A 20,139-nucleotide genomic window follows, 5' to 3' on the forward strand; every position below is an offset into this window, starting at 1 on the left:
TGGTCAATACTCGGTTAGTTGACTTATTATTGTGGTAAGAATCTATGACACTATTTACCGAATTTGGCCGCTACCTGTTAATGATCAAAGGCATGTTTTCCAAACCGGAGAACGGCAAGATGTATTGGAAGGAATTCATGCACCAATGCGGTGAGATCGGTATCGGGTCGCTGGGCATTGTGGTGTTGATCTCGTTCTTCATCGGAGCGGTGTCGACCTTGCAAACAGCCTACCAGCTGGTAAGCCCGATCATTCCAAAAAGCACCATTGCACAGATCGTTCGCGATACCATCATCCTGGAATTTGCCCCCACCCTCGTCTGTATTGTACTGGCGGGTGTGATCGGCAGTAAGATTGCGAGTGAGCTGGGTAATATGCGGGTGAGTGAGCAGATCGACGCCCTCGAGATCATGGGCATCAATACCAAGGCTTACCTGGTAATGCCTAAGATCCTGGCAGCGCTGTTGACGATCCCTATGTTGATCATTCTGGCTGGTGCCCTGGGCATCTGGGGTGGCCGCCTGGCGGGTACTGTTTCCGGTATCCTGTCGCCGCAGGAATTTGATACCGGGTTGCTGAGTTCCTTTGTACCGTATAACGTGTTCTTTGCCCTCATCAAGGCATATACCTTCGCCTTCATCATCAGCAGTATCTCTGCTTTTTATGGTTACCATGTGAATGGTGGTGCCTTAGAGATCGGACGGGCGAGTACGAAATCGGTGGTGGTGAGCTGTATCGCGATATTGTTTGCAGACTATATTCTGTCCCAATTATTGTTAAGTACTTAAAGATAAAACAGTCGAACTGCCGGGCAACCGGCAGTTTCTTCTTTATCATATGATCGAAGTAAAAGACCTTAAGAAGAATTTTGGCGATAAGGAGGTACTGAAAGGCGTCAATGTCACCATGGAAGCCGGGAAGTGCAACTTGATCATCGGTGCCAGTGGCAGCGGCAAAACGGTATTTATGAAATGCCTGGTCGGCCTGTTTCAGCCCGATGAGGGACAGATCATGTACAGTAAGGTGAACTACACCGAGATGGACGATGAGCAGCGTAAAGGCATCCGCAAGGAGATAGGTATGCTGTTTCAGGGTTCCGCTTTGTTCGACAGCCAGACCGTTGAACAGAACATACTGTTTCCCCTGGATATGTTTACCAAAGACAGTCAGGCTACCAAAATGAAGCGGGTGAATGAGGTATTGGATCGGGTAAAGCTCAAAGATGTCAACAAGAAATTCCCGGCTGAGCTAAGTGGCGGCATGAAAAAGCGGGTAGGTATTGCGCGGGCCATCGTACTCAACCCCAAATACCTTTTCTGCGATGAGCCCAACTCGGGGCTCGATCCGCAAACTTCGCTGGTGATCGATAAACTGATCAAAGAGATCACGATCGAGTACAATATTACCACGATCGTCAACACCCACGATATGAACAGTGTGATGGAGATCGGCGATCACATCATCTACATGCACCAGGGCCTCAAGGAATGGGAAGGAACCAACAAGGAGATCATCTTCAGTAAAAATGAAAAGTTGAATGAGTTCATATTTGCCTCAGAGTTCCTGAAAGACGCCAAAGACATGCGTATGCTGGAGGAAACGGGCAAGATCGACAATGACCGGAACATGGATGAAATGATCAAGTAGCTATTAGCTTACAATAAAACACAAATGCCTGTACCCATATCGGTTACAGGCATTTTTTTCGGCATATCACAGCACGATTTCCATCTTGATATCGGCCCGCTCGTATTCGGTAGCAGGCAAGGGTACTTCCACAAAACCCAGTTTGCCATACAGGTGAATGGCGGGCTTCAATACCGTATTCGACAGCAACATGACTTTAGTCGCACCAAGCGCACGGGCTTTATCCAGACAGGCTTGTCCCAGCAGGTAGCCAATGCCTTTCCCTTGTACGCTATCGTCTACCGCCATCTTGGCCAGCTCATATTCCTCATCACTAATCATGATAAGGGCACAGGCACCCACAGGCTGGTCGTTGTACAGGGCTATAAAAATGAATCCACCTTTGTCGAGGATATAACCTTCGGGATCGTCGAGGGCTTTGTTGTCGGCTGCTTCCAGGCGGAAGTAGCGATTGATCCAGGCCTGGTTCAGGCTGCGAAAGGCATTCCGGTATTCGGCGGTATAAACAACTATCTGCACGGGTTTGGCTTCAACACTATTCATAGCTACATTTTTGTCAAAGTTACTGGACTGGCAACCGCCAATCAATAGCGAACAATTGGTGATGGTACTATTTCGGATCTAACGCGCCTGCTGCTCATGTTGCTCGCCCCAGAACCACATTTGCTTGAGGATGGGGCATACGGTAGATCCATAGGCCGTGAGCTGGTATTGCACCTTGAGCGGCGGCTTGGTACCAGTAACGCTGCGGGTAATGATGCCTTGTTGCTCCAGCTCCTTCAGCTGTTTGATGAGGATGCGCTCACTCATCAGGGGAAATTTTCTTTTGATCTCACTGTACCTCCTTTGGCGGGCAGCAAGGTAGATGAGGATCTTAGCTTTGTACTTGCCTTTGATGACCTGCAAAAAGGTATCGATGGGGCTATAGATGACAGCCATGATGCAGTATTAAATTAATATAAAGAGATATATTTTTATTTTACCCATATTGAACTTATATGCTTCTGATTCACCAGGTTAACGCAGGTCTGCCGTTGGTTTCGGGGCCCTTATTAGGACTCTGTTAGAGATCGCATTTTACCATAGCAGATATGCTGTTTATGCCTTACTTTTGCCCCTCCTGAATACATAAATCACAGCTATGAGCATATTAGTCAACAAACAGTCAAAGATACTGGTGCAAGGCTTTACCGGTACGGAAGGCACTTTCCATGCTACTCAGATGATCGAATATGGTACAAATGTGGTTGGCGGTGTGACGCCCAATAAAGGTGGCACTACGCACCTGGACCGTCCTGTTTTCAACACGGTAGCAGAAGCCGTAAAGACAACCGGCGCTAATGTATCGATCATTTTTGTACCCCCGGCATTTGCAGCAGACGCTATCATGGAAGCGGCAGAAGCAGGTATTGGCCTCGTAGTTTGTATTACTGAAGGTATTCCTGTACAGGATATGGTGAAAGCCAAACTGTACCTGCAAGGCACCAAGACCAGGCTGATCGGCCCCAACTGTCCCGGTGTGATCACTGCAGAAGAGTGCAAGGTAGGTATCATGCCAGGCTTTGTATTCAAGAAAGGTAAGATCGGTATCGTATCCAAATCGGGTACCCTCACTTATGAAGCTTCTGACCAGGTTGCTAAAGCTGGTCTCGGCGTATCTACTGCGGTAGGTATCGGTGGTGACCCCATTATCGGCACTACTACCAAAGAGGCGCTGGAACTGTTCATGAACGACGCCGAAACAGAAGCGATCGTTATGATCGGTGAGATCGGTGGTGGTATGGAAGCAGAAGCTGCCCGCTGGTACGCAGCACAACCCGTAAAGAAACCCGTAGTTGGTTTTATTGCTGGTCAAACTGCTCCTCCCGGCCGTCGTATGGGCCATGCCGGTGCGATCATCGGTGGCGCTGAAGACACTGCTGAAGCAAAAATGGCGATCATGAAAGAGTGTGGTATCACTGTAGTATCCAGCCCGGCTGATATCGGTGTCACCATGGCTAATTTGCTGAAGAAGTAAGGATATACGCGCAACATATTACAAGGGCGGCTGGCAACAGCGGCCCTTTTTTATTGCCCCTTAAAATATCAAAAGCCCCGGGGCTGAAGCCGGGGCCTTCGATGAATCCATCACTTAAAAACACGCAGAAAATCTTTATTTATAGTTCCTGATAAAGGCCGCTAATTCTTCTTTACTGTTACTGAACTGAAAAACGTCGTACAGCATAAAATAGTCTTGCTTATTCAGGGTATTCTTATAGGCATATTTGGCCAGGTCGAGCTTGTAATTATCGAACGAGTACATCTGCACCAGTTGCTTTACCTGGTCTACCGTAAACAGGTTCTGGTCGATGACCTGCTTGGCGATGGTTACCCGCGAATTATCGAACCGCTCCCTGGTGAGGGTTTCCTTCAGAGCTGCAAATGACTGGTCATTCATGGGGCGATAACCGTTGTTATAGCCGCCGCCGGGATATCCGTTGCCAGGAGGATTGCTGGGGTTATTACCACGACCTGGCTGTTGGTAGCCACCGCCGGGTTGATTGCCACCAGGCTGCTGGTTGCCGCCAGGGTAGTAACCATTGTCTCGGCTGTTGTTCCAGTCGTCGGCATCAGTATCGACGTATTTGGGGTCTTTCATCGACAATTCGTCGTACCATACTTTCCCAAAACGGTTCACCACGATATCGATATGGAATTGAGGACGTACGTTGAGGCTTTTCTGAAACACCAGCACCTGTTTGCGCAGGCCCATTTTGGTAGCCCCTTTACTATCATCCTGCAGGTATACTTTGATGGTATGGAAACCGGAAGACAGTTCCGGGATCAGCAATAAATTGTTGTAGTTGTCTGTACGTTCTTCAAACCGCTTTCCATCCAGTTCTACAATGATCCGCTGTTGACTGAGGTTGGTCACACTCATTTTTCCATCGTTGGGATGAGCATATACAGCGTAGGTGATCACCAGTAAGGCAAGGGTAAATATCTTTTTCATAAAGACCTCCAGTTGGTTGTTTAGTATATAGAAGCCGGATGGCACTGAACGTTTACACGGGATGTGTTAAAAGAATGCTATTTAGGGCATAGGGTTTTTAGGAGTATGTGAATTTGGATTAAAATCTGCATCAAAGCAGTAATACGCATTTAAAAACGGCCAACCGTGCAAAATATTGCAGATTCTATAACTTGTATAAAAATTGATGGTATGCCTCTTAAAAGGGTCTATTGCTTACTATTAGCTATATTATTTGTTTTCAACGCAACTGCGCAGCAAAAAATGAATACCTACGACAAAGCCTGGAAAAAGATTGACAGCCTGATCAATAAAAAGGGATTGCCGCAATCGGCATTGACCGAAGTCAATAAGATCTATGCCCAGGCAAAGCAGGAAAAGAATGATGGCCAGTTGATCAAGGCCTTATTGTACCGGCGAGCACTCAGCGAAACCAATGAAGAAGGGGCCGAACTCAAAAGCATTGCAGCACTGGAAGCAGAGATCGCCACCGCCACCGAACCGGCGAAGGCCATATTGCAGAACATTGCTGCGAGTGCGTACTGGAATTTATTTCAACGATACCGCTACCGGATCTATAACCGGTCTGCCACCGTCAACTTCAGTAAAGCGGATATCGCCACCTGGTCGGTTCCTGATTTCCATCAGCGTATCAGCGCCCTGTACCTGGCATCACTAAAAGATGAAAAGAAGTTACAGCAAACGAAGCTGGAGCCATTCGATCCGATTATTGTAAAAGGTAATGTGCGCTACCTGCGCCCAACCCTGTTTGACCTGCTGGCGCATGAGGCCCTGGCCTACTTTAGTACCGACGAACGAAATATCGACAAGCCCGCCGATGCCTTCGAGATCACCGACCCGGCGGCTTATGCCGATGCAGGCAACTTTGCCACCCATCGATTCAGGGCCGATGACACCACCTCGCTGCATGCCAAGGCCCTTCAATTGTACCAACGATTGCTCCACTTCCACGCGCAGGATGCTAAACCCGAAGCTTGGATTGATGCCGATATTGCCCGTTTATCATTTGTTCATAGTTATGCCGTCATCGACAACAAAACAACCTTGTATCGCCAGGCTTTGCAACGCATCATAGAACGCTATGGTAAGTTACCCATTGCCGCACAGGCGTCTTACCTGCTTGCCAATTCCTATGCCCTGGACGCAGGTACCTATGAGGCGCTGGGAGATACCACGCACCGCTTTGCTTACCTCAAGGCTATAGAGATCTGTGAAAAGATCATCGTGCAAAAAGATTCGAGCGAAGGAAAAACCAATTGTACCGAACTGCTCAATCGCATTAAAAGACAGCAATTGGGCCTGAAGACCGAACGGGTCAATATTCCCGGCCAGCCGTTCCGGATGCTGGTCAACTACCGCAACATCACGCAGGTGTATGTACGTGTGATCCGCCTGGATGGCTCGCCAGCCATCAAATTAGATAACCGGAGCTGGGACGAAGATTACTGGAAAAAAGTGACCAGCCTGAAAGCCCAGAAGACCTTCACCCAGTCGCTGCCGGATACCAAAGATTACCAGGAGCACGGTGTGGAGATCAAGGCAGAGGCCCTACCTGTAGGTGCCTATGCCCTGTTGGTAAGTGCCAACAAAGACTTTACGCTGAAAGAGAATGCACTGGCGTTACAAACCATTCATGTTTCCAATCTCGCCTACATCAACCAGGGTACCGACTACTATGTACTGAACCGCGAAACCGGTGCCCCTGTTCCCCGCGCTACCGTACAGGTCTGGTACAACGAATACGACAATTCCAAAAGAGAGTATGTAGATCGCAAAGGCGAAGTGCTGTACAGTGATGCACAAGGGTTGTTTACGTTCGCTGCCAAACGCAGCAACCAATACCTCAATTACCGCCTTGATATCAGTACCAAAGAAGACCGCCTGGCACTCGAAGGGAATAAATATCTCTACCGTACGACCTCGACAGAAGAAGAGAATCGCTCGGCGACGTATTTCTTTACAGACAGGTCTATCTACCGTCCGGGACAGATCGTTCACTTCAAGGGCATCATGATCAACCACCGCGGTACCAACCAAAATGCAGTGGCTGCCAATTTCGCTACACAGGTATACCTGGTCGATGCGAATGGCCAGGAAGTGGACTCCCTTACAGTAACGACCAATGCCTATGGCTCCTACTCCGGCCGGTTTACACTGCCCTCCAACAACCTGAATGGCCAATTCACCCTTCGTGATAAGGTGACCGGCACCAATCAAAGCTTCCGGGTGGAAGAATACAAAAGACCCCGTTTTGCCACAGAGGTCAACAAACCCATCGGTACCTATCGCCTCAACGACAGCATTACTGTAAAAGGATTTGCCAAAGCATATGCCGGGAACAACATCGACGGCGCAACGGTCAAATACCGGGTTGTGCGCAATGTGCAGATGCCTTACTGGTATGGTTGGGGCAGAAAGATCTGGCCGCCACAGGGTCGTAACGAAGCGGAAATTGCACACGGCACCACTACCACCAAAGCAGATGGTAGTTTTGAAGTAGTGTTCAAAGCATTGCCCGACCTGAGCGTTGACAAAAAAAGCCAGCCAACCTTTACCTATAACGTCAATGCGGACGTCACCGATATCAATGGAGAAACCCGCAGCGGTAGTACTACGGTGGCGGTGGCCTATCAGGCATTGTTGCTGTCTATTGAAGGATTGAACGAGCTACCGATCGATAGCCTTAAAAATGTATTGATCAAATCGACCAACCTCAACAACCTCTTTGAAAAGTCGAAGGTGGCAGTGAGTCTGTACAAATTAAAAGCACCTGATCGTGTTTTCCGTTCCCGCTATTGGGAGCAGCCCGACCAGTATGTACTGTCGCAGGAGGAATACCGGCAGCTATTCCCGTATGACCTGTATGCCAATGAAGATCAACCTGCCAGTTGGGAAAGACAGGAAAAAGTGATGGAGATGACAGACAGCACCCAGGTAGACGGCCGCTTCCCATACAAAGGAAAGATAGCCGCAGGCTGGTACCTGATAGAAGCCACCACCAAGGATAAATACGGCAATCCGGTAAAAGCACTGCACTATCTGCAGTTATTCAATAAACCGGGAGAGCATAACCCAGTCGCCTTTGGTAGCATACGACCCAATGGCGACGATTATGCGCCTGGCCAAACAGCCTCCTACCAGGTTGTCAGCAACCTCGACAAACTATTTGTGATCAAACAAGTGGAAAGGCGTGGTGTAAAGCCTGAACGCAGCTACCTGGACATAAACCGTGAAAGCCCTGTATACAATATTCCGGTAACGGAAAATGACCTGGGTGGCTTTTCGGCACAGATCGCTTTCGTAAAACACAATCGCTTCTATAGCCATGCGTTCAATTTCGATGTTCCTTTTACCAACAAGGAGCTGAAGATCGACTTCGCTACCTATCGCGATAAGACACTACCCGGCAGTGCCGAGCAATGGAAGGTAAAGATCAGCGGAATAAAAGGCGACCAGGTGGCAGCAGAGATGCTCACGGCGATGTATGATGCCTCGCTCGATCAATTCAATCCCCATAGCTGGAACAGACCTTATATCTGGCAGGCTATTTCCGGTATCACCCGTTGGGATGATATGGACAATTTTCAGTACATGGGTAGCTCCGACCGGGTTTTCGAAAAAGAGGATGCTAACTCCTTTGAAAAGACCTATGATGCACTGGTGGGTAGCAATACGGTCAGGGAAGAGGTAGTGATGATGGGCAATAATGGCACAGTATTCCGCGCCAGAGCGGCTAAACAAGCTGCGGGCAGGGCAACGAATATGGTTTTCGAATCCAATATGGCGGCCGCACCCGTCTCTGCATCCCTGTCTAAACCAAGGATGATTGCTGTTCCAGACCTGAAGGCTGATCCTGATGGATCTAAAGGCATTATGCGGGATGAATATGACAAGGCCGAAGATGCCGGCCCGCTACAGGAGTCCACCCCCATCCAGGCACGTAAGAATTTCAATGAAACCGCTTTCTTCTTCCCCGACCTGCAAACGGACGCAGACGGCAATATCACCTTTTCCTTCACCATGCCCGAGGCGCTCACCGAATGGAAATGGATGAGCCTGGCGCATACCAAAGAGCTGGCATTCGGTTATGCAGAGAAAAAGATCATTACCCAAAAAGACCTGATGGTGCAGCCCAATGCTCCACGCTTCCTGCGGGAAGGTGATCGCATGGACTTCAGCGGTAAGATCGTGAACCTGAGCGATAAGGAACTAACCGGCCAGGTAGAGTTGCAATTGATCGACCCCACTACCAATCAATCCGTTGATGGATGGTTCCGGAATGTATTCCCCAACCAGTTCTTTACGGTGGGGGCTGGCCAAAGCATTCCCGTCAACTTCTCGCTGGAAATACCTTTCCAATACAACAAGCCGGTTACTTACCGCCTCATCGCTGCTACCAAAGCAGCAGGCACGGCGAGCAGTCTGAGTGACGGAGAAGAAAACACCCTGCCGGTTGTCAGCAACCGGATGCTGGTGACAGAAAGCCTGCCCCTGCCCGTACGTGGCAACGGCACGAAGAATTTCACCTTCGACAAACTGCTGAAAAGCGGAGAAAGCGAAACCCTCAGCCAGCATGCCGTGACCGTTGAGTTTACCAGCAATCCTGCCTGGTACGCCGTACAGGCACTCCCCTACCTGATGGAGTATCCTTACGAGTGCGCCGAGCAGGTTTTCAACCGGTATTACGCCAATACCCTGGCTACAACGATCGCCAACGCTTCTCCTCGCCTGAAGGCTATCTTCGAGCGTTGGAAAACGGCAGACACTGCCGCGTTGCTGAGCAACCTGCAAAAGAACGAGGAATTAAAATCGGTACTGCTGCAGGAAACGCCCTGGGTCATGGAAGCCAAAACCGAAGCCCAGCAAAAGAAACAGATCGGGCTGCTGTTTGACCTGATCCGCATGAGCCGCGAACAGGATGCCGCGCTCAGTAAATTGCAAGACCTGCAAACGAACAATGGTGGATTTGCGTGGTTCCAGGGTGGACGTGATGATCGCTACATCACGCAATACATGCTCACCAGCATTGGCCACCTGAAGAAGCTGAATGCCCAAAAGAACAATGCACGCATCAATGCCATCGTCAAGGCCGCCATCCCCTACCTGGATAAGGCCATCAAAGAAGAGTATGATCAATTGCTGAAAAACAATAAGAATGTAGAGCCTAAAGAGGCGCTCAGCAGTATTCAGATTCAGTACCTGTACATGCGTAGCTTCTTCCCGGAATATGGTATTCCCGGCACTTCCCTGAAGGCACACACTTATTTCAGGAAACAAGCACAACAACACTGGCTGAAACAAAGTACCTATATGCAGGGAATGATCGCCCTGGCCCTGCACCGCACAGGGGATGTAGCCAAAGCACAGGCCATTATCGCCTCGCTGAAGCAACATGCCGTGGTGAACGAAGAAATGGGTATGTATTGGAAGAATGCATCAGCCGGTTACTATTGGTATCAACATCCCATCGAAACCCAGTCACTGCTGATAGAAGCATTTACCGAGGTAACGAAAGATCATAAAGCAGTAGCCGACATGAAGACCTGGTTGCTGAAACAAAAGCAAACGCAGAACTGGAGAACCACCAAGGCTACCGCCGAAGCTTGCTATGCCTTGTTGTTGCAGGGAACCGACTGGCTCAGCAACGAACCACAGGTACAGATCAGCCTGGGCAATTACGTGATCAATAGCAGTTCCCAAACACAGGAAGCCGGTACGGGTTACTTCAAAAAGGTCATTGACGGCAAAGATGTGAAGCCTGACATGGGTAATATCAAAGTAGCCGTAACTTCCTCTACACCTTCAGCAGCTGAATCTGTATCCTGGGGAGCCGTATACTGGCAGTACTTCGAAAACCTGGACAAGATCACACAGGCTACCGAAACTCCACTGAAGCTGAGCAAGAAACTGTTCGTGGAGCGCCTTACCGATCGCGGCCCCGTGCTGCAGCCCCTGAATGAAGGAGATGCATTGAAGGTAGGTGACAAGGTGAAGGTGCGTATCGAACTGCGGTCCGACCGGGCCATGGAGTATGTACACATGAAGGATATGCGTGCCGCCTGTCTGGAGCCGGTGAATGTATTGAGCAGCTACAAATGGCAGGATGGTCTTGGTTACTACGAAAGCACCAAAGATGCCAGCACCAATTTCTTCTTTGGCAACCTGCCCAAAGGCACCTTTGTTTTTGAGTACGCACTCTTCGTGACGCATACAGGCACTTACAGCAATGGAGTTACCACCATCCAGTGTATGTACGCCCCTGAATTCACCAGCCATTCGGAAGGTGTAAAAGTGACGGTAGAAGCCCAATAACATAATCGGCCTTAATTTTATAGGTCACATCATTAAGCCGACCACTCTTTGGAGTGGCCGGCTTATTTTTGCGCCATGCATAAGGATATTCTCATCGTTGGACAGGGCATCTGTGGCACCTTCTTAAGCTGGTACCTGGAGCAGGCTGGTATCTCCTACCTGGTGATCGATGTGCCGCAGGACAATACCGCCTCTAAAGTAGCAGCAGGCATCATCAACCCGGTGACGGGCCGCCGGATTGTGAAGACCTGGCTCATCGATGAAGTGATGCCCTTTGCCAAACAGGCGTATGAAACACTTGGCGCTGCACTGGGCGTCAATGCTATTGACACTACCAGCATTGTCGATTTCTATGCCACGCCTCAAATGAAGCTGGCCTTCGAAAAGAAGTACCAGGAAGATCCGCAATACCTCTCGCTACCTGCTGATGAAAATAACTGGCACTCGTTGTTCAATTATGATTTTGGTTACGGTGAGATAGATCCCTGTTACCTGGTCAGGCTGCAGGAGATTATACCCGCCTGGAGGGCGCGGCTGCAGAACCGGCAGCTACTGCTGGAAGAACGGTTCGAGGTGGAGCAACTGCAGGTTACTGGTACAGGTGTCAATTACAAGGATGTCACAGCATCACGCATCATCTTCAGCGATGGAATTGCCACCGCCAACAATCCTTATTTTAAGACCCTGCCTTTTGCCCCCAATAAAGGCGAAGCGGTATGGGCCGAGATAGGAGGTCTCCCGCCTACACATATCTTCAAAAAGGGATTCAACCTTGTACCTTGGAAGGACAATGTATTCTGGCTGGGTTCCACCTATCTCTGGGAATTTGAGAATGACCTGCCTACACCAGGCTTCCGGCAGTTTGCCCACAACTGGCTGTTACAAACCGTCAAGTTGCCATTCAGGATACTCGATCACAAAGCGGCGGTACGACCTGCCACCCTCGAGCGTCGGCCTTTTGTAGGGTTTCATCCGTTGCATCCTGCTATTGGCATCTTCAATGGTATGGGGACCAAAGGATGTTCACTAGCGCCTTGGTTTGCCCGCCAACTGGTGGAGCATATCAGGTCTGGTGAGGCCATTGCTCCTGAAGCGGATGTCAAACGGTTTCAGCGGGTATTGTCGAGATAGCCGTTGCAGCTTTGAATGGAGAAAACCCTAATCGTGCAAGAAGTGAATAAAAGACAACCGGTTCAGGTGTCTGTCGGGCGACAGCTACCTGAACCGGTTTATATATATCGTTCAGTAATAATTGGCCAGTTACGCCGCGATCTTGTTAGCCGCCGTGAGGATCACGGAAGGGTCCTGACGCAGCAGGGTGCTCATCGCTTTGTAGAGTTCGGGCAATTCGTGACGCAGACGGATTGGGTTTTCAAAGAACACTTCAACGCTTACTGCCCAAAACTCGTGGTAGTTGCTGGCGGCATAATCGCCGAGTATGTTCTTGGCCCCTTTCTGCATAGACTCGAAGATCGGGCGCGCTACTTTGGAAAAGTTTTTGAACTCGCCTTTGAAGTGTTTATCCTCTTCTGTTTGGGTTATAAAGTTAACCCACGCCAACGCATGTCCCATTTCGTGCAAACCTACATTACAGTTGGGTTGTTCGCCCTTGATGCCCTTCAGGAAATTATCCCAGGAAAGATAAATACCACTCAGATCCACATGCCCCATAAATGGCCGTGAGTAAAATCCATAGTGATAGTCATCCTTGATCACATAGATGTCCCTGAAATAGTTCAGCAAATACTTATCCAATCCGAATGTCAGTTGAACCGAGGCAGCACTAACGAGAATGGGCATCTCAGCAGTAGGTGTAACTTCTATATAATGAAACTTCTTGGCTTTATGGAACAGATAGGTGCGGAATAAAAATTTACGTTGTTCTTCGAGGTTGAGTCTGTTATAGTAACGAATGTTTTTGGAGACGATCGAGTGGTAAAAAGTTTCCTGGGCGAGAAATGATTTATACTGACGTTTAACGTAGAGGCGGTTGATCCATTCACTCACCGGATTATGGAGAATGAGGATGCTAGTAACCACCAGGAAAATGATCAAAATTTCCATAAGGGTCCATTTTTTCTTTTTGTGAATAGGTACGTGGTAACGGATGTGGTTTCACAAAGCTTGGATTAGAAAAAACGGTCTTTCGGGAGTATGGAAGTTTCAGGAACAGAGGGGTCAATTCTTAATGGGGTATCTATAACCCGGGTACAAAATAGAAACAATAGTTGGTAAATGAAAGCCCCGGATAATAATTTTATAACCTTATTATAATATGCTGGCGTTAAACATTTTCTACTACGTTCAGTACAATTCCCGGTGTTAGGGTGTCCTGATTGAGCAGTTTACACATAGCGCTATACAACTCAGGCAATTGTATTTTAAAGGAGGTTGGCCGTTCAAAGAAATTCTCTACACAGACAGCCCAGAACTCTTCATAACGGGTAGCGGCATACCGGCCGAGAAAACCGCCCGAAATATCCGATTGCATTGTTTCAAACACCTCGCGGCCTGTTGCCGAGAACCGGATGAACCTGTCGTGAAAACCATCATCGCGGCCTTCACTAACGTTGAAGTTCACATAGGCCAGCGCATGCGCCATTTCATGCAACCCAACATTGTCACCATCGAAATAGTTGTCGTACCCTTTTATAAAATTACTCCACGAAAGATATATACCGTCGTGCGACACATGTCCCTGAAAGGGAACACTATTGGGACCATAGTGGTAATCATGTCGTAATACATAGATCTTTTCAAAATGATCCATCAGGTACTGCTCCAGGCCAAAAGTCAATTGAACCGCCGTGGCACTGATGAGCAGAGACATTCGTTCTTCCGGTGTTATTTCAACAAACTCAAATTCTTTGGTGGTCATGAACACCACGGTTCTTTTCAGGAACCTTTCCTGTAGCCGCGGTGGAAGATTACGGTAATACGGCAGGTATTGCAGCAGTACTGCATGGTAATCGGGCTGCCGGTCTTCGATAACAGCCTGTGCCTTGCGTGATTGCAGTGCCCGGCGCACCTGGTCTATCAGGCGGGGGAAAAGCAGGATGATCAAAAGCAAGACGAATATGATCACGAAAAACCAATTTCCGACACGGTGTACAAAAGACCTCTCTTCTGCCACCTGCAATTGAACCGTTTTGAATGACTTAAGCGGGGTAGCAGCCACAGGAAGGGTATCTTTTGCCGGCACCGGCGGAAGTGACCGGTGAGGGACTGAAACGGTATCAGTTTGAGGACCAAGGTACTTATAGGTGGAATCCTGCGGCATCTGTCGTGAAAATAATCATTTCCTGCCTGGGTGGTCAACGGTGGAAGGAACCCTGTTTTCTGTTACCTTTGCCGCTCACCGGTCATTTTGGCCGACCAGGAACTGAAATGTTGAATATTAATTGTTTATAGACCCTATACTGAACCTTGCAGGTTACAGTTACCGATCAGTAAACAACGTTCGCTTTTGGGATTCATTGTAAACAGCAATCATTAAATAAAAAATAGGCAATGTACAGAACGCATACCTGTGGCGAACTTAGGTTGGCACAGGCCGGCCAGGAAGTAACACTCGCCGGTTGGATCCAAACGGTAAGGAAATTTGGCAGTATCACCTTTGCTGACCTGCGTGACCGGTATGGCATTACGCAGTTGTTGTTCAGTGAAGAACTGAACCCTCAATTGGATCAACAGCCACTCGGTCGCGAGTTTGTGATCCAGGTGAAAGGGGCAGTGATCGAAAGGACCAATAAAAACCCTAACCTACCCACCGGTGATATCGAGATCAGGGTTCAATCGTTTATCATCCTGAATAAGTCGGTAACCCCGCCGTTCACCGTACAGGACGACACCGATGGTGGTGATGACCTCCGCATGAAGTTCCGTTACCTCGACCTGCGTCGCAATGCCGTTAAAAGGAACCTGGAGTTGCGTTACGCCGTAAACCGGGCTGCCCGCAACTATCTTCATGAGAATCAGTTCATGGATATCGAAACGCCCTTCCTCATCAAGAGTACACCGGAAGGTGCACGCGATTTCGTCGTGCCTTCGCGCATGAATCCGGGACAATTCTATGCCTTGCCCCAATCGCCCCAAACCTTCAAGCAATTGCTGATGGTGAGTGGCTATGACCGCTACTACCAGGTAGTAAAGTGCTTCCGTGATGAGGATCTTCGTGCCGACCGCCAGCCGGAATTCACGCAGATCGACTGCGAAATGAGTTTCGTAGAGCAGGAAGATATCCTCAATATGTTTGAGGGTATGGTGAAGCATATCTTCAAGACCGTAAAGGACATCGATTATACAGAAACGGTGCAGCGCATGACCTGGGAACAGGCTATGTGGCAATATGGTAATGACAAACCAGATATCCGTTTCGGCATGCAGCTGCTGAATATCAAATCGGCCTTTAACCAGGGCGGGTGCAACATACCCCGTGAGGAACTGCTGGCAGGCGTTGATTTCAAAGTGTTCAATGAGGCAGAAACTGTAGTCGCTATCGCTGTTCCTGGTTGTGCAGAATATACGCGCAAGCAAACTGATGAACTGACCGATTGGGTAAAGCGTCCGCAGATCGGCATGCAAGGCCTTGTGTTCATCAAGTGCAATGCAGATGGCACCTACAAGAGTAGTGTTGACAAATTCTTCTCCGAAGACAAACTGAAGGCGATTGCCGATGCAGCTGGCGCCAAAGCCGGCGACCTCGTATTGATCCTGGCTGGGTTGGAAGAAAGAACGCGCAAAGCGATCAGTGAACTGCGTCTGGAAATGGGCGAACGCCTGGGCATGCGCAAGAAAGATGAGTATAAATTACTGTGGGTACTTGATTTCCCGCTGTTTGAATATGCAGAAGACGAGAATCGCTGGGTAGCTCGCCACCATCCATTTACAGCTCCCAAGCCCGATCAGATCTCGACGATGATCAATAATAACCCGGTGATCGAGAACGCAGCCGAATACCTCAAACACCCTTATTCCAGCATCAAAGCCAATGCTTATGATATGGTACTGAATGGTAATGAGATTGGCGGTGGCTCAATACGGATCTTCCAGCGCGAACTGCAGGAGAAAATGTTTGCAGCATTGGGTATGTCGAAAGAAGAGTCACTACATAAATTCGGGTTCCTGTTGGGCGCTTTTGAATACGGGGCACCTCCGCATGGTGGTATAGCTTTCGGCTTCGACAGGCTTTGTTCCATACTCGGCGGCAGCGAGAGCATCCGCGACTTCATTGCGTTTCCGAAGAACAACAGCGGCCGTGATGTCATGCTGGATGCCCCATCCACCATCGACGATAAACAACTGGACGAATTACAGATCAAGTTAAACCTCAAATCGTAGGGGGAGAGCGTGTAGTAAAGTGGCCGGGAGGCACACGATCAGCGCAATAGAAGAGATCGATGATATAACGCGGAAGGTACAAGTTGCATCAGGTAGCTTGTACCTTTTTTTCATTTGGCAATAAGCAAAGCAGTGTAAATAGTATCTATATGCTAGTCGATTAATTTGTTACGCATGCCGTACATGATCAGCCCTGCAATGGTTTTGGCACCCACTTTTGATTTCATATTCTGCCGAATGGTCTCCACTGTCCGGGGGCTCAGAAAGATCTCTTTTGATATTTCGTCGGTCGTTTTGTCTTCCGCCAGCAACTTCAGGATACGCACTTCTTTTTCGGAGAACTTCACCGGGTTGGGATAAAACTGACGTACCTGCTTTTTAGTCTGCAGTTTGGACAGTACGGCTTTATTAACCAAATCATTAAAGTAGAAATCATCGTTCATGCAGGTCAGGATCGCCTGGTAGATCTCGTCGGGGTCGGAAGTTTTGGTGAGATAGGCATTGGCGCCCATTTCCATCATTTTGGTGATCATCTCCTGGTCGTCATACATAGTGAGCACAATGATCTTGACATCGAAGTATTCTTTCCGGAGAATTCCTATGGCATTGACTCCATCGACCTCAGGCATACGGATGTCCATCAGCAACACGTCGGGCTTCTTCAGTTGCATTTTGTGCATCAGATCCTTGCCATCTTCGGCTTCCCAAAGGATTTTCAGGTACTCCTTGCCTTTCAGAGCCATTTTTATACCATCACGGAAGATCTTGTGGTCATCCGCGAGTGAAACTTTAATTACCAGTTCAGCACTCATAGTTGTAGGCGGGTTTGGCGTATTATCGGGTTAATTGGCTAACAAATCCAGCTTGCGATATTGAACTTCAATGGCCAGGGGTAATCATTTTCCTACTCACGGGGTACTACCCTGTCCAGGCAATTTCGTATAAATAAACTACCTGTTGCATTGAGCAATAGATACTTGATTATGATCAATCGGATTTTTTCGAACCAGGATATTGAACTTTTACGTCAGACCGTGTAATTACTGAACGAATAAAAATGAGCAAAAGTGCTCTTGACCCCTATTTTGTATCCGGGTATTTTTGTTTTGAAGTTGATTGATGGAAGGAAAGGCAACCTCTCATATCCAATGTCCTGAGTTACCGTCCAGAAATAATTTCCAATGATCTTATGAATACCATCGTCAAATCCAATATCAGTCAACTTCTCCCTTCTTTTGTTGCTTGATACCTGCCTATTTTACAATTGTTGATCTTATCCTTTTAGCTCCGGTATCATTACTGCTTGCCAGTAAGTTGTTTCCGGAAAGTGCTGTTCAAAAGCCGGGAAGCAAAAAACAGCACAGTATTTGTAGGTTTAATCAGACCGGACAGTCCCGTTTTTAAAATCCATCGGCCAGCTACCTAAGGGTTTCCGCTTATCCCTCCTCACACCTATCCGTAAAGATTTCTCCGCTTAGTAACTTTACCCCGATCGATATGGGCTTTTTACGTTAGTAGAAATACTATTTTAAACTCGCGATTTTACCCGTTTTTAAGTCGTAAGGTTACTAGTAAAATCCTCGCAAATCCACTACCCTATTGAATTGCAGGCAATTTAAACCATTTTGATCAGGATTACCACCCGTTGTATAGCTTTTTTTTTTAGAGGTTTTTTACGCCTCCAAACTACTATTCTAAACCTCTAAAAACTTACTACTATGATTCAAAATGAACTCGTAACTAAGCGTTCCACTGCAGAAATCGGTGAGGATGTAGGCTACCAAATGGGCACCGAGTTTATCTCTAACTTCCGGAATGCCAACCCTAACGAGACTCTTTCTTACGTTATCGGCCGCAACATCATCGACCAGATCCTGGCTCAACCCGGTTGCGAAGGCATCCACATCTACAATGCCATCAACGAGTTTGGCAAAAAGACACTTGTTTACGTAGGTATCGACAAGGACGGCAAGAACATTTTCGAATACACTGCGGTAAATAACGATGGTAATATTACGAAGGCTGAAGCCACTGTAGGCGACCGTACAGACGACGGCGGCGAAAGCTGGTGGAAATGGATCTTCGGCTGGTAATCAAGTCTTTTTTCCTGATTACTTGACTATTAAGCAAATGCCTTTTATATTTGAGAAACTTTAAAAGGCTTTGTTTACCAAAAATATACTTAAAGCATTAAGTGGATTTTCTGGAATTTTACCCATAGTTTTTTTTCTACTCTTCCTGAAAAGGAACAATGAAAAGAAGCTATGGGTAATTTTTTTGTACGTTGTACTATCCTTTCTGACCGACGTTACCGCAGGTTCTCTACCAGATCATTCCCAAACCAAGTTTTACGTTTTTAGCTTTTTTACCATCATAGAGTATACACTATTCTCTATTTTTCTTTATCTTAATTTTAAGTCTAAGAAACTACGGTGGATGATCCTGGCTGCTTTGCCATTATTCTATATTCTGGCAGGATACTATATCCTCAATAAAGATCAATCGAAGCTGTTTGATGCTGTGCCGGCCTCGCTGGAATCCATTTTGATGATCATTTTTTGCGTCAGCTTTTTCTTTGAGCAAATCACTGATGTAGAAGTATCATTCATTTATTCTTCCAAAACGTTCTGGATCATTGTGGCTATCATGGTTTATAGTTCGGCCACTTTTTTCCTGTTTGTATCGGCAGAATTTCTGACCCAGGAAGAAAGAAAGGCATATTGGTTTATTAACCTGATATCCAACATCATTAAAAACCTGTTATTGACGATTGCATTTATAATACCCAATCATAAGCCACAGCCGATATCGGAACGTCGCTATGATGACGAGCTGTTTCAAAAACCAGCTCTCTAACCCTAAAAAACCAAGTTAGCCTTCGGGCGCCACCCCATGCTGCTGCTAAGAATCAATGACCCCGACAGTCCCGTGTCCCTTGTACTTTTCTTTGGTACAGTGGGCATGCTGGCCCTTACCATCGGGTTGATTGTGTTCATCATTTTTCACCAACGAAAGGTTATTCGCTACCAGATGCGCCTGCAGCGCCTGGAACAAGAGCAACAAAAGATGTTGCTTAACGCGTCTATCCGACTGCAGGAAGAAGAGCGTCAACGCATCGCCGCCGACCTGCACGATGATGCCGGTCCCCTCCTGGCTACTGCCCGTCTGTATCTCAACGAGAACCTCGTCAACCTTGACAAGACAACTCAACTGCAGAGTATCTACAATGCCAAACAGATCATCGACGACACTATTCAGCTGATCCGCAATATCTCGCACAGCCTGATGCCTCCTACCCTCAAGAACTTTGGTCTTGAATCGGCTGTCAATGACCTGTTCCAAAAGATCAGCGGTTCGGGCAGTATGAATGCCAGCTGCCGCTTTCACGACTACCGCGAACGCCTCCACCCCGATGAAGAGCTCATCATTTTCCGCGTCATCCAGGAGCTGGTCAATAATATCCTGAAACACAGCAATGCCAGCTTTATTCACCTCACGCAAAACCTGGGCGGCAATAAACTATACATCCGGCTGCATCATGATGGCCGGGGCATTACCCAGAATGATTTTGAAAAGCTCAACAAGAGCAATGTAGGATTGGGATTGAAGAATATACAAAGCCGTTTGAAACTATTGCAGGGACGTATCTTTTTCGAAAAAGATATGTCGCAGACCTACTATAAAGTCACTATCGAAATCCCCAAACAGGAAGAAGAGCCTGCCGGAGAATAAATAAATAATGTTTTGAAACCCATAATAATCAGGCGCTGAAGCATTAAAACTAATTACATTTGTGGCTCGTTATCACC

The 20,139-nt window shown here is 47.8% G+C and carries 15 protein-coding genes; 9 read left to right on the forward strand and 6 right to left on the reverse strand.

Features of this window, described 5'->3' with window-relative positions; all coding sequences use genetic code 11:
• Window positions 1-44 precede the first annotated feature (44 nt).
• Both P2W70_RS12905 and P2W70_RS12910 read left to right on the forward strand, forming a co-directional pair.
• Window positions 45-788, forward strand: coding sequence for an MlaE family ABC transporter permease (locus tag P2W70_RS12905; protein WP_276481885.1), 744 nt, complete (start codon window positions 45-47; stop codon window positions 786-788).
• A 49-nt stretch (window positions 789-837) separates the two neighbouring features.
• Complete coding sequence (locus tag P2W70_RS12910) at window positions 838-1,647, forward strand: ABC transporter ATP-binding protein (RefSeq protein WP_276481886.1); 810 nt, start codon at window positions 838-840, stop codon at window positions 1,645-1,647.
• 66 nt (window positions 1,648-1,713) lie between these two features.
• Here P2W70_RS12910 and P2W70_RS12915 read toward each other — a convergent pair whose 3' ends face one another.
• Together P2W70_RS12915 and P2W70_RS12920 are read right to left on the reverse strand one after the other, a co-directional pair.
• Entirely contained in the window at window positions 1,714-2,190 is a 477-nt protein-coding gene (locus P2W70_RS12915) for a GNAT family N-acetyltransferase (RefSeq protein WP_276481887.1), read from the reverse strand.
• 78 nt (window positions 2,191-2,268) lie between these two features.
• Window positions 2,269-2,586 carry a winged helix-turn-helix transcriptional regulator gene (locus tag P2W70_RS12920; RefSeq protein ID WP_276481888.1) on the reverse strand — a complete coding sequence of 106 codons (318 nt, stop codon included), beginning with the start codon at window positions 2,584-2,586 and terminating at the stop codon, window positions 2,269-2,271.
• Window positions 2,587-2,788: 202 nt separating this feature from the next.
• Here P2W70_RS12920 and sucD point away from each other — a divergent pair, with 202 nt between their 5' ends.
• On the forward strand, window positions 2,789-3,664 hold the full coding sequence (gene sucD / locus P2W70_RS12925; protein WP_276481889.1) for a succinate--CoA ligase subunit alpha: 876 nt from the start codon (window positions 2,789-2,791) through the stop codon (window positions 3,662-3,664).
• Between the two features lie 135 nt (window positions 3,665-3,799).
• On the opposite strand, the gene P2W70_RS12930 is transcribed toward sucD, so the two are convergent.
• Window positions 3,800-4,639 (reverse strand): proline and serine-rich protein 1 family protein, encoded by an 840-nt coding sequence (locus P2W70_RS12930; RefSeq protein WP_276481890.1) that lies wholly within the window; start codon window positions 4,637-4,639, stop codon window positions 3,800-3,802.
• Between the two features lie 282 nt (window positions 4,640-4,921).
• Here P2W70_RS12930 and P2W70_RS12935 point away from each other — a divergent pair, with 282 nt between their 5' ends.
• Window positions 4,922-10,990 carry an alpha-2-macroglobulin family protein gene (locus P2W70_RS12935; RefSeq protein WP_276481891.1) on the forward strand — a complete coding sequence of 2,023 codons (6,069 nt, stop codon included), beginning with the start codon at window positions 4,922-4,924 and terminating at the stop codon, window positions 10,988-10,990.
• Between the two features lie 75 nt (window positions 10,991-11,065).
• Window positions 11,066-12,121: an NAD(P)/FAD-dependent oxidoreductase gene (locus P2W70_RS12940; RefSeq protein ID WP_276481892.1), complete on the forward strand. Its 1,056-nt coding sequence runs from the start codon at window positions 11,066-11,068 to the stop codon at window positions 12,119-12,121.
• 129 nt (window positions 12,122-12,250) lie between these two features.
• On the opposite strand, the gene P2W70_RS12945 is transcribed toward P2W70_RS12940, so the two are convergent.
• Both P2W70_RS12945 and P2W70_RS12950 read right to left on the reverse strand, forming a co-directional pair.
• On the reverse strand, window positions 12,251-13,054 hold the full coding sequence (locus P2W70_RS12945; protein ID WP_276481893.1) for a zinc-dependent peptidase: 804 nt from the start codon (window positions 13,052-13,054) through the stop codon (window positions 12,251-12,253).
• A gap of 220 nt (window positions 13,055-13,274) precedes the next feature.
• Window positions 13,275-14,075: a zinc-dependent peptidase gene (locus P2W70_RS12950; RefSeq protein WP_276481894.1), complete on the reverse strand. Its 801-nt coding sequence runs from the start codon at window positions 14,073-14,075 to the stop codon at window positions 13,275-13,277.
• Between the two features lie 425 nt (window positions 14,076-14,500).
• On the opposite strand from P2W70_RS12950, the gene aspS reads away from it, so the two are divergent.
• The gene (aspS, locus tag P2W70_RS12955; RefSeq protein WP_276481895.1) at window positions 14,501-16,330 is read left to right on the forward strand and encodes an aspartate--tRNA ligase; all 1,830 of its coding nucleotides are present in this window, start codon (window positions 14,501-14,503) and stop codon (window positions 16,328-16,330) included.
• Between the two features lie 152 nt (window positions 16,331-16,482).
• On the opposite strand, the gene P2W70_RS12960 is transcribed toward aspS, so the two are convergent.
• The gene (locus tag P2W70_RS12960; RefSeq protein WP_276481896.1) at window positions 16,483-17,142 is read right to left on the reverse strand and encodes a response regulator transcription factor; all 660 of its coding nucleotides are present in this window, start codon (window positions 17,140-17,142) and stop codon (window positions 16,483-16,485) included.
• Between the two features lie 906 nt (window positions 17,143-18,048).
• Between P2W70_RS12960 and P2W70_RS12965 the strand changes: the two genes are divergently transcribed.
• The 3 genes from P2W70_RS12965 (at window position 18,049) to P2W70_RS12975 (ending at window position 20,062) form a co-directional block, all read left to right on the forward strand.
• Window positions 18,049-18,423, forward strand: a complete 375-nt coding sequence (locus P2W70_RS12965) for a hypothetical protein (RefSeq protein WP_276481897.1) — start codon at window positions 18,049-18,051, stop codon at window positions 18,421-18,423.
• A 343-nt stretch (window positions 18,424-18,766) separates the two neighbouring features.
• Complete coding sequence (locus tag P2W70_RS12970) at window positions 18,767-19,186, forward strand: hypothetical protein (protein ID WP_276481898.1); 420 nt, start codon at window positions 18,767-18,769, stop codon at window positions 19,184-19,186.
• Window positions 19,187-19,222: 36 nt separating this feature from the next.
• On the forward strand, window positions 19,223-20,062 hold the full coding sequence (locus P2W70_RS12975; RefSeq protein WP_276481899.1) for a sensor histidine kinase: 840 nt from the start codon (window positions 19,223-19,225) through the stop codon (window positions 20,060-20,062).
• The last annotated feature ends 77 nt before the right edge of the window (window positions 20,063-20,139 follow it).

This window comes from Paraflavitalea pollutisoli, assembly GCF_029360705.1.
GTDB classification, from domain to species: domain Bacteria; phylum Bacteroidota; class Bacteroidia; order Chitinophagales; family Chitinophagaceae; genus Paraflavitalea; species Paraflavitalea pollutisoli.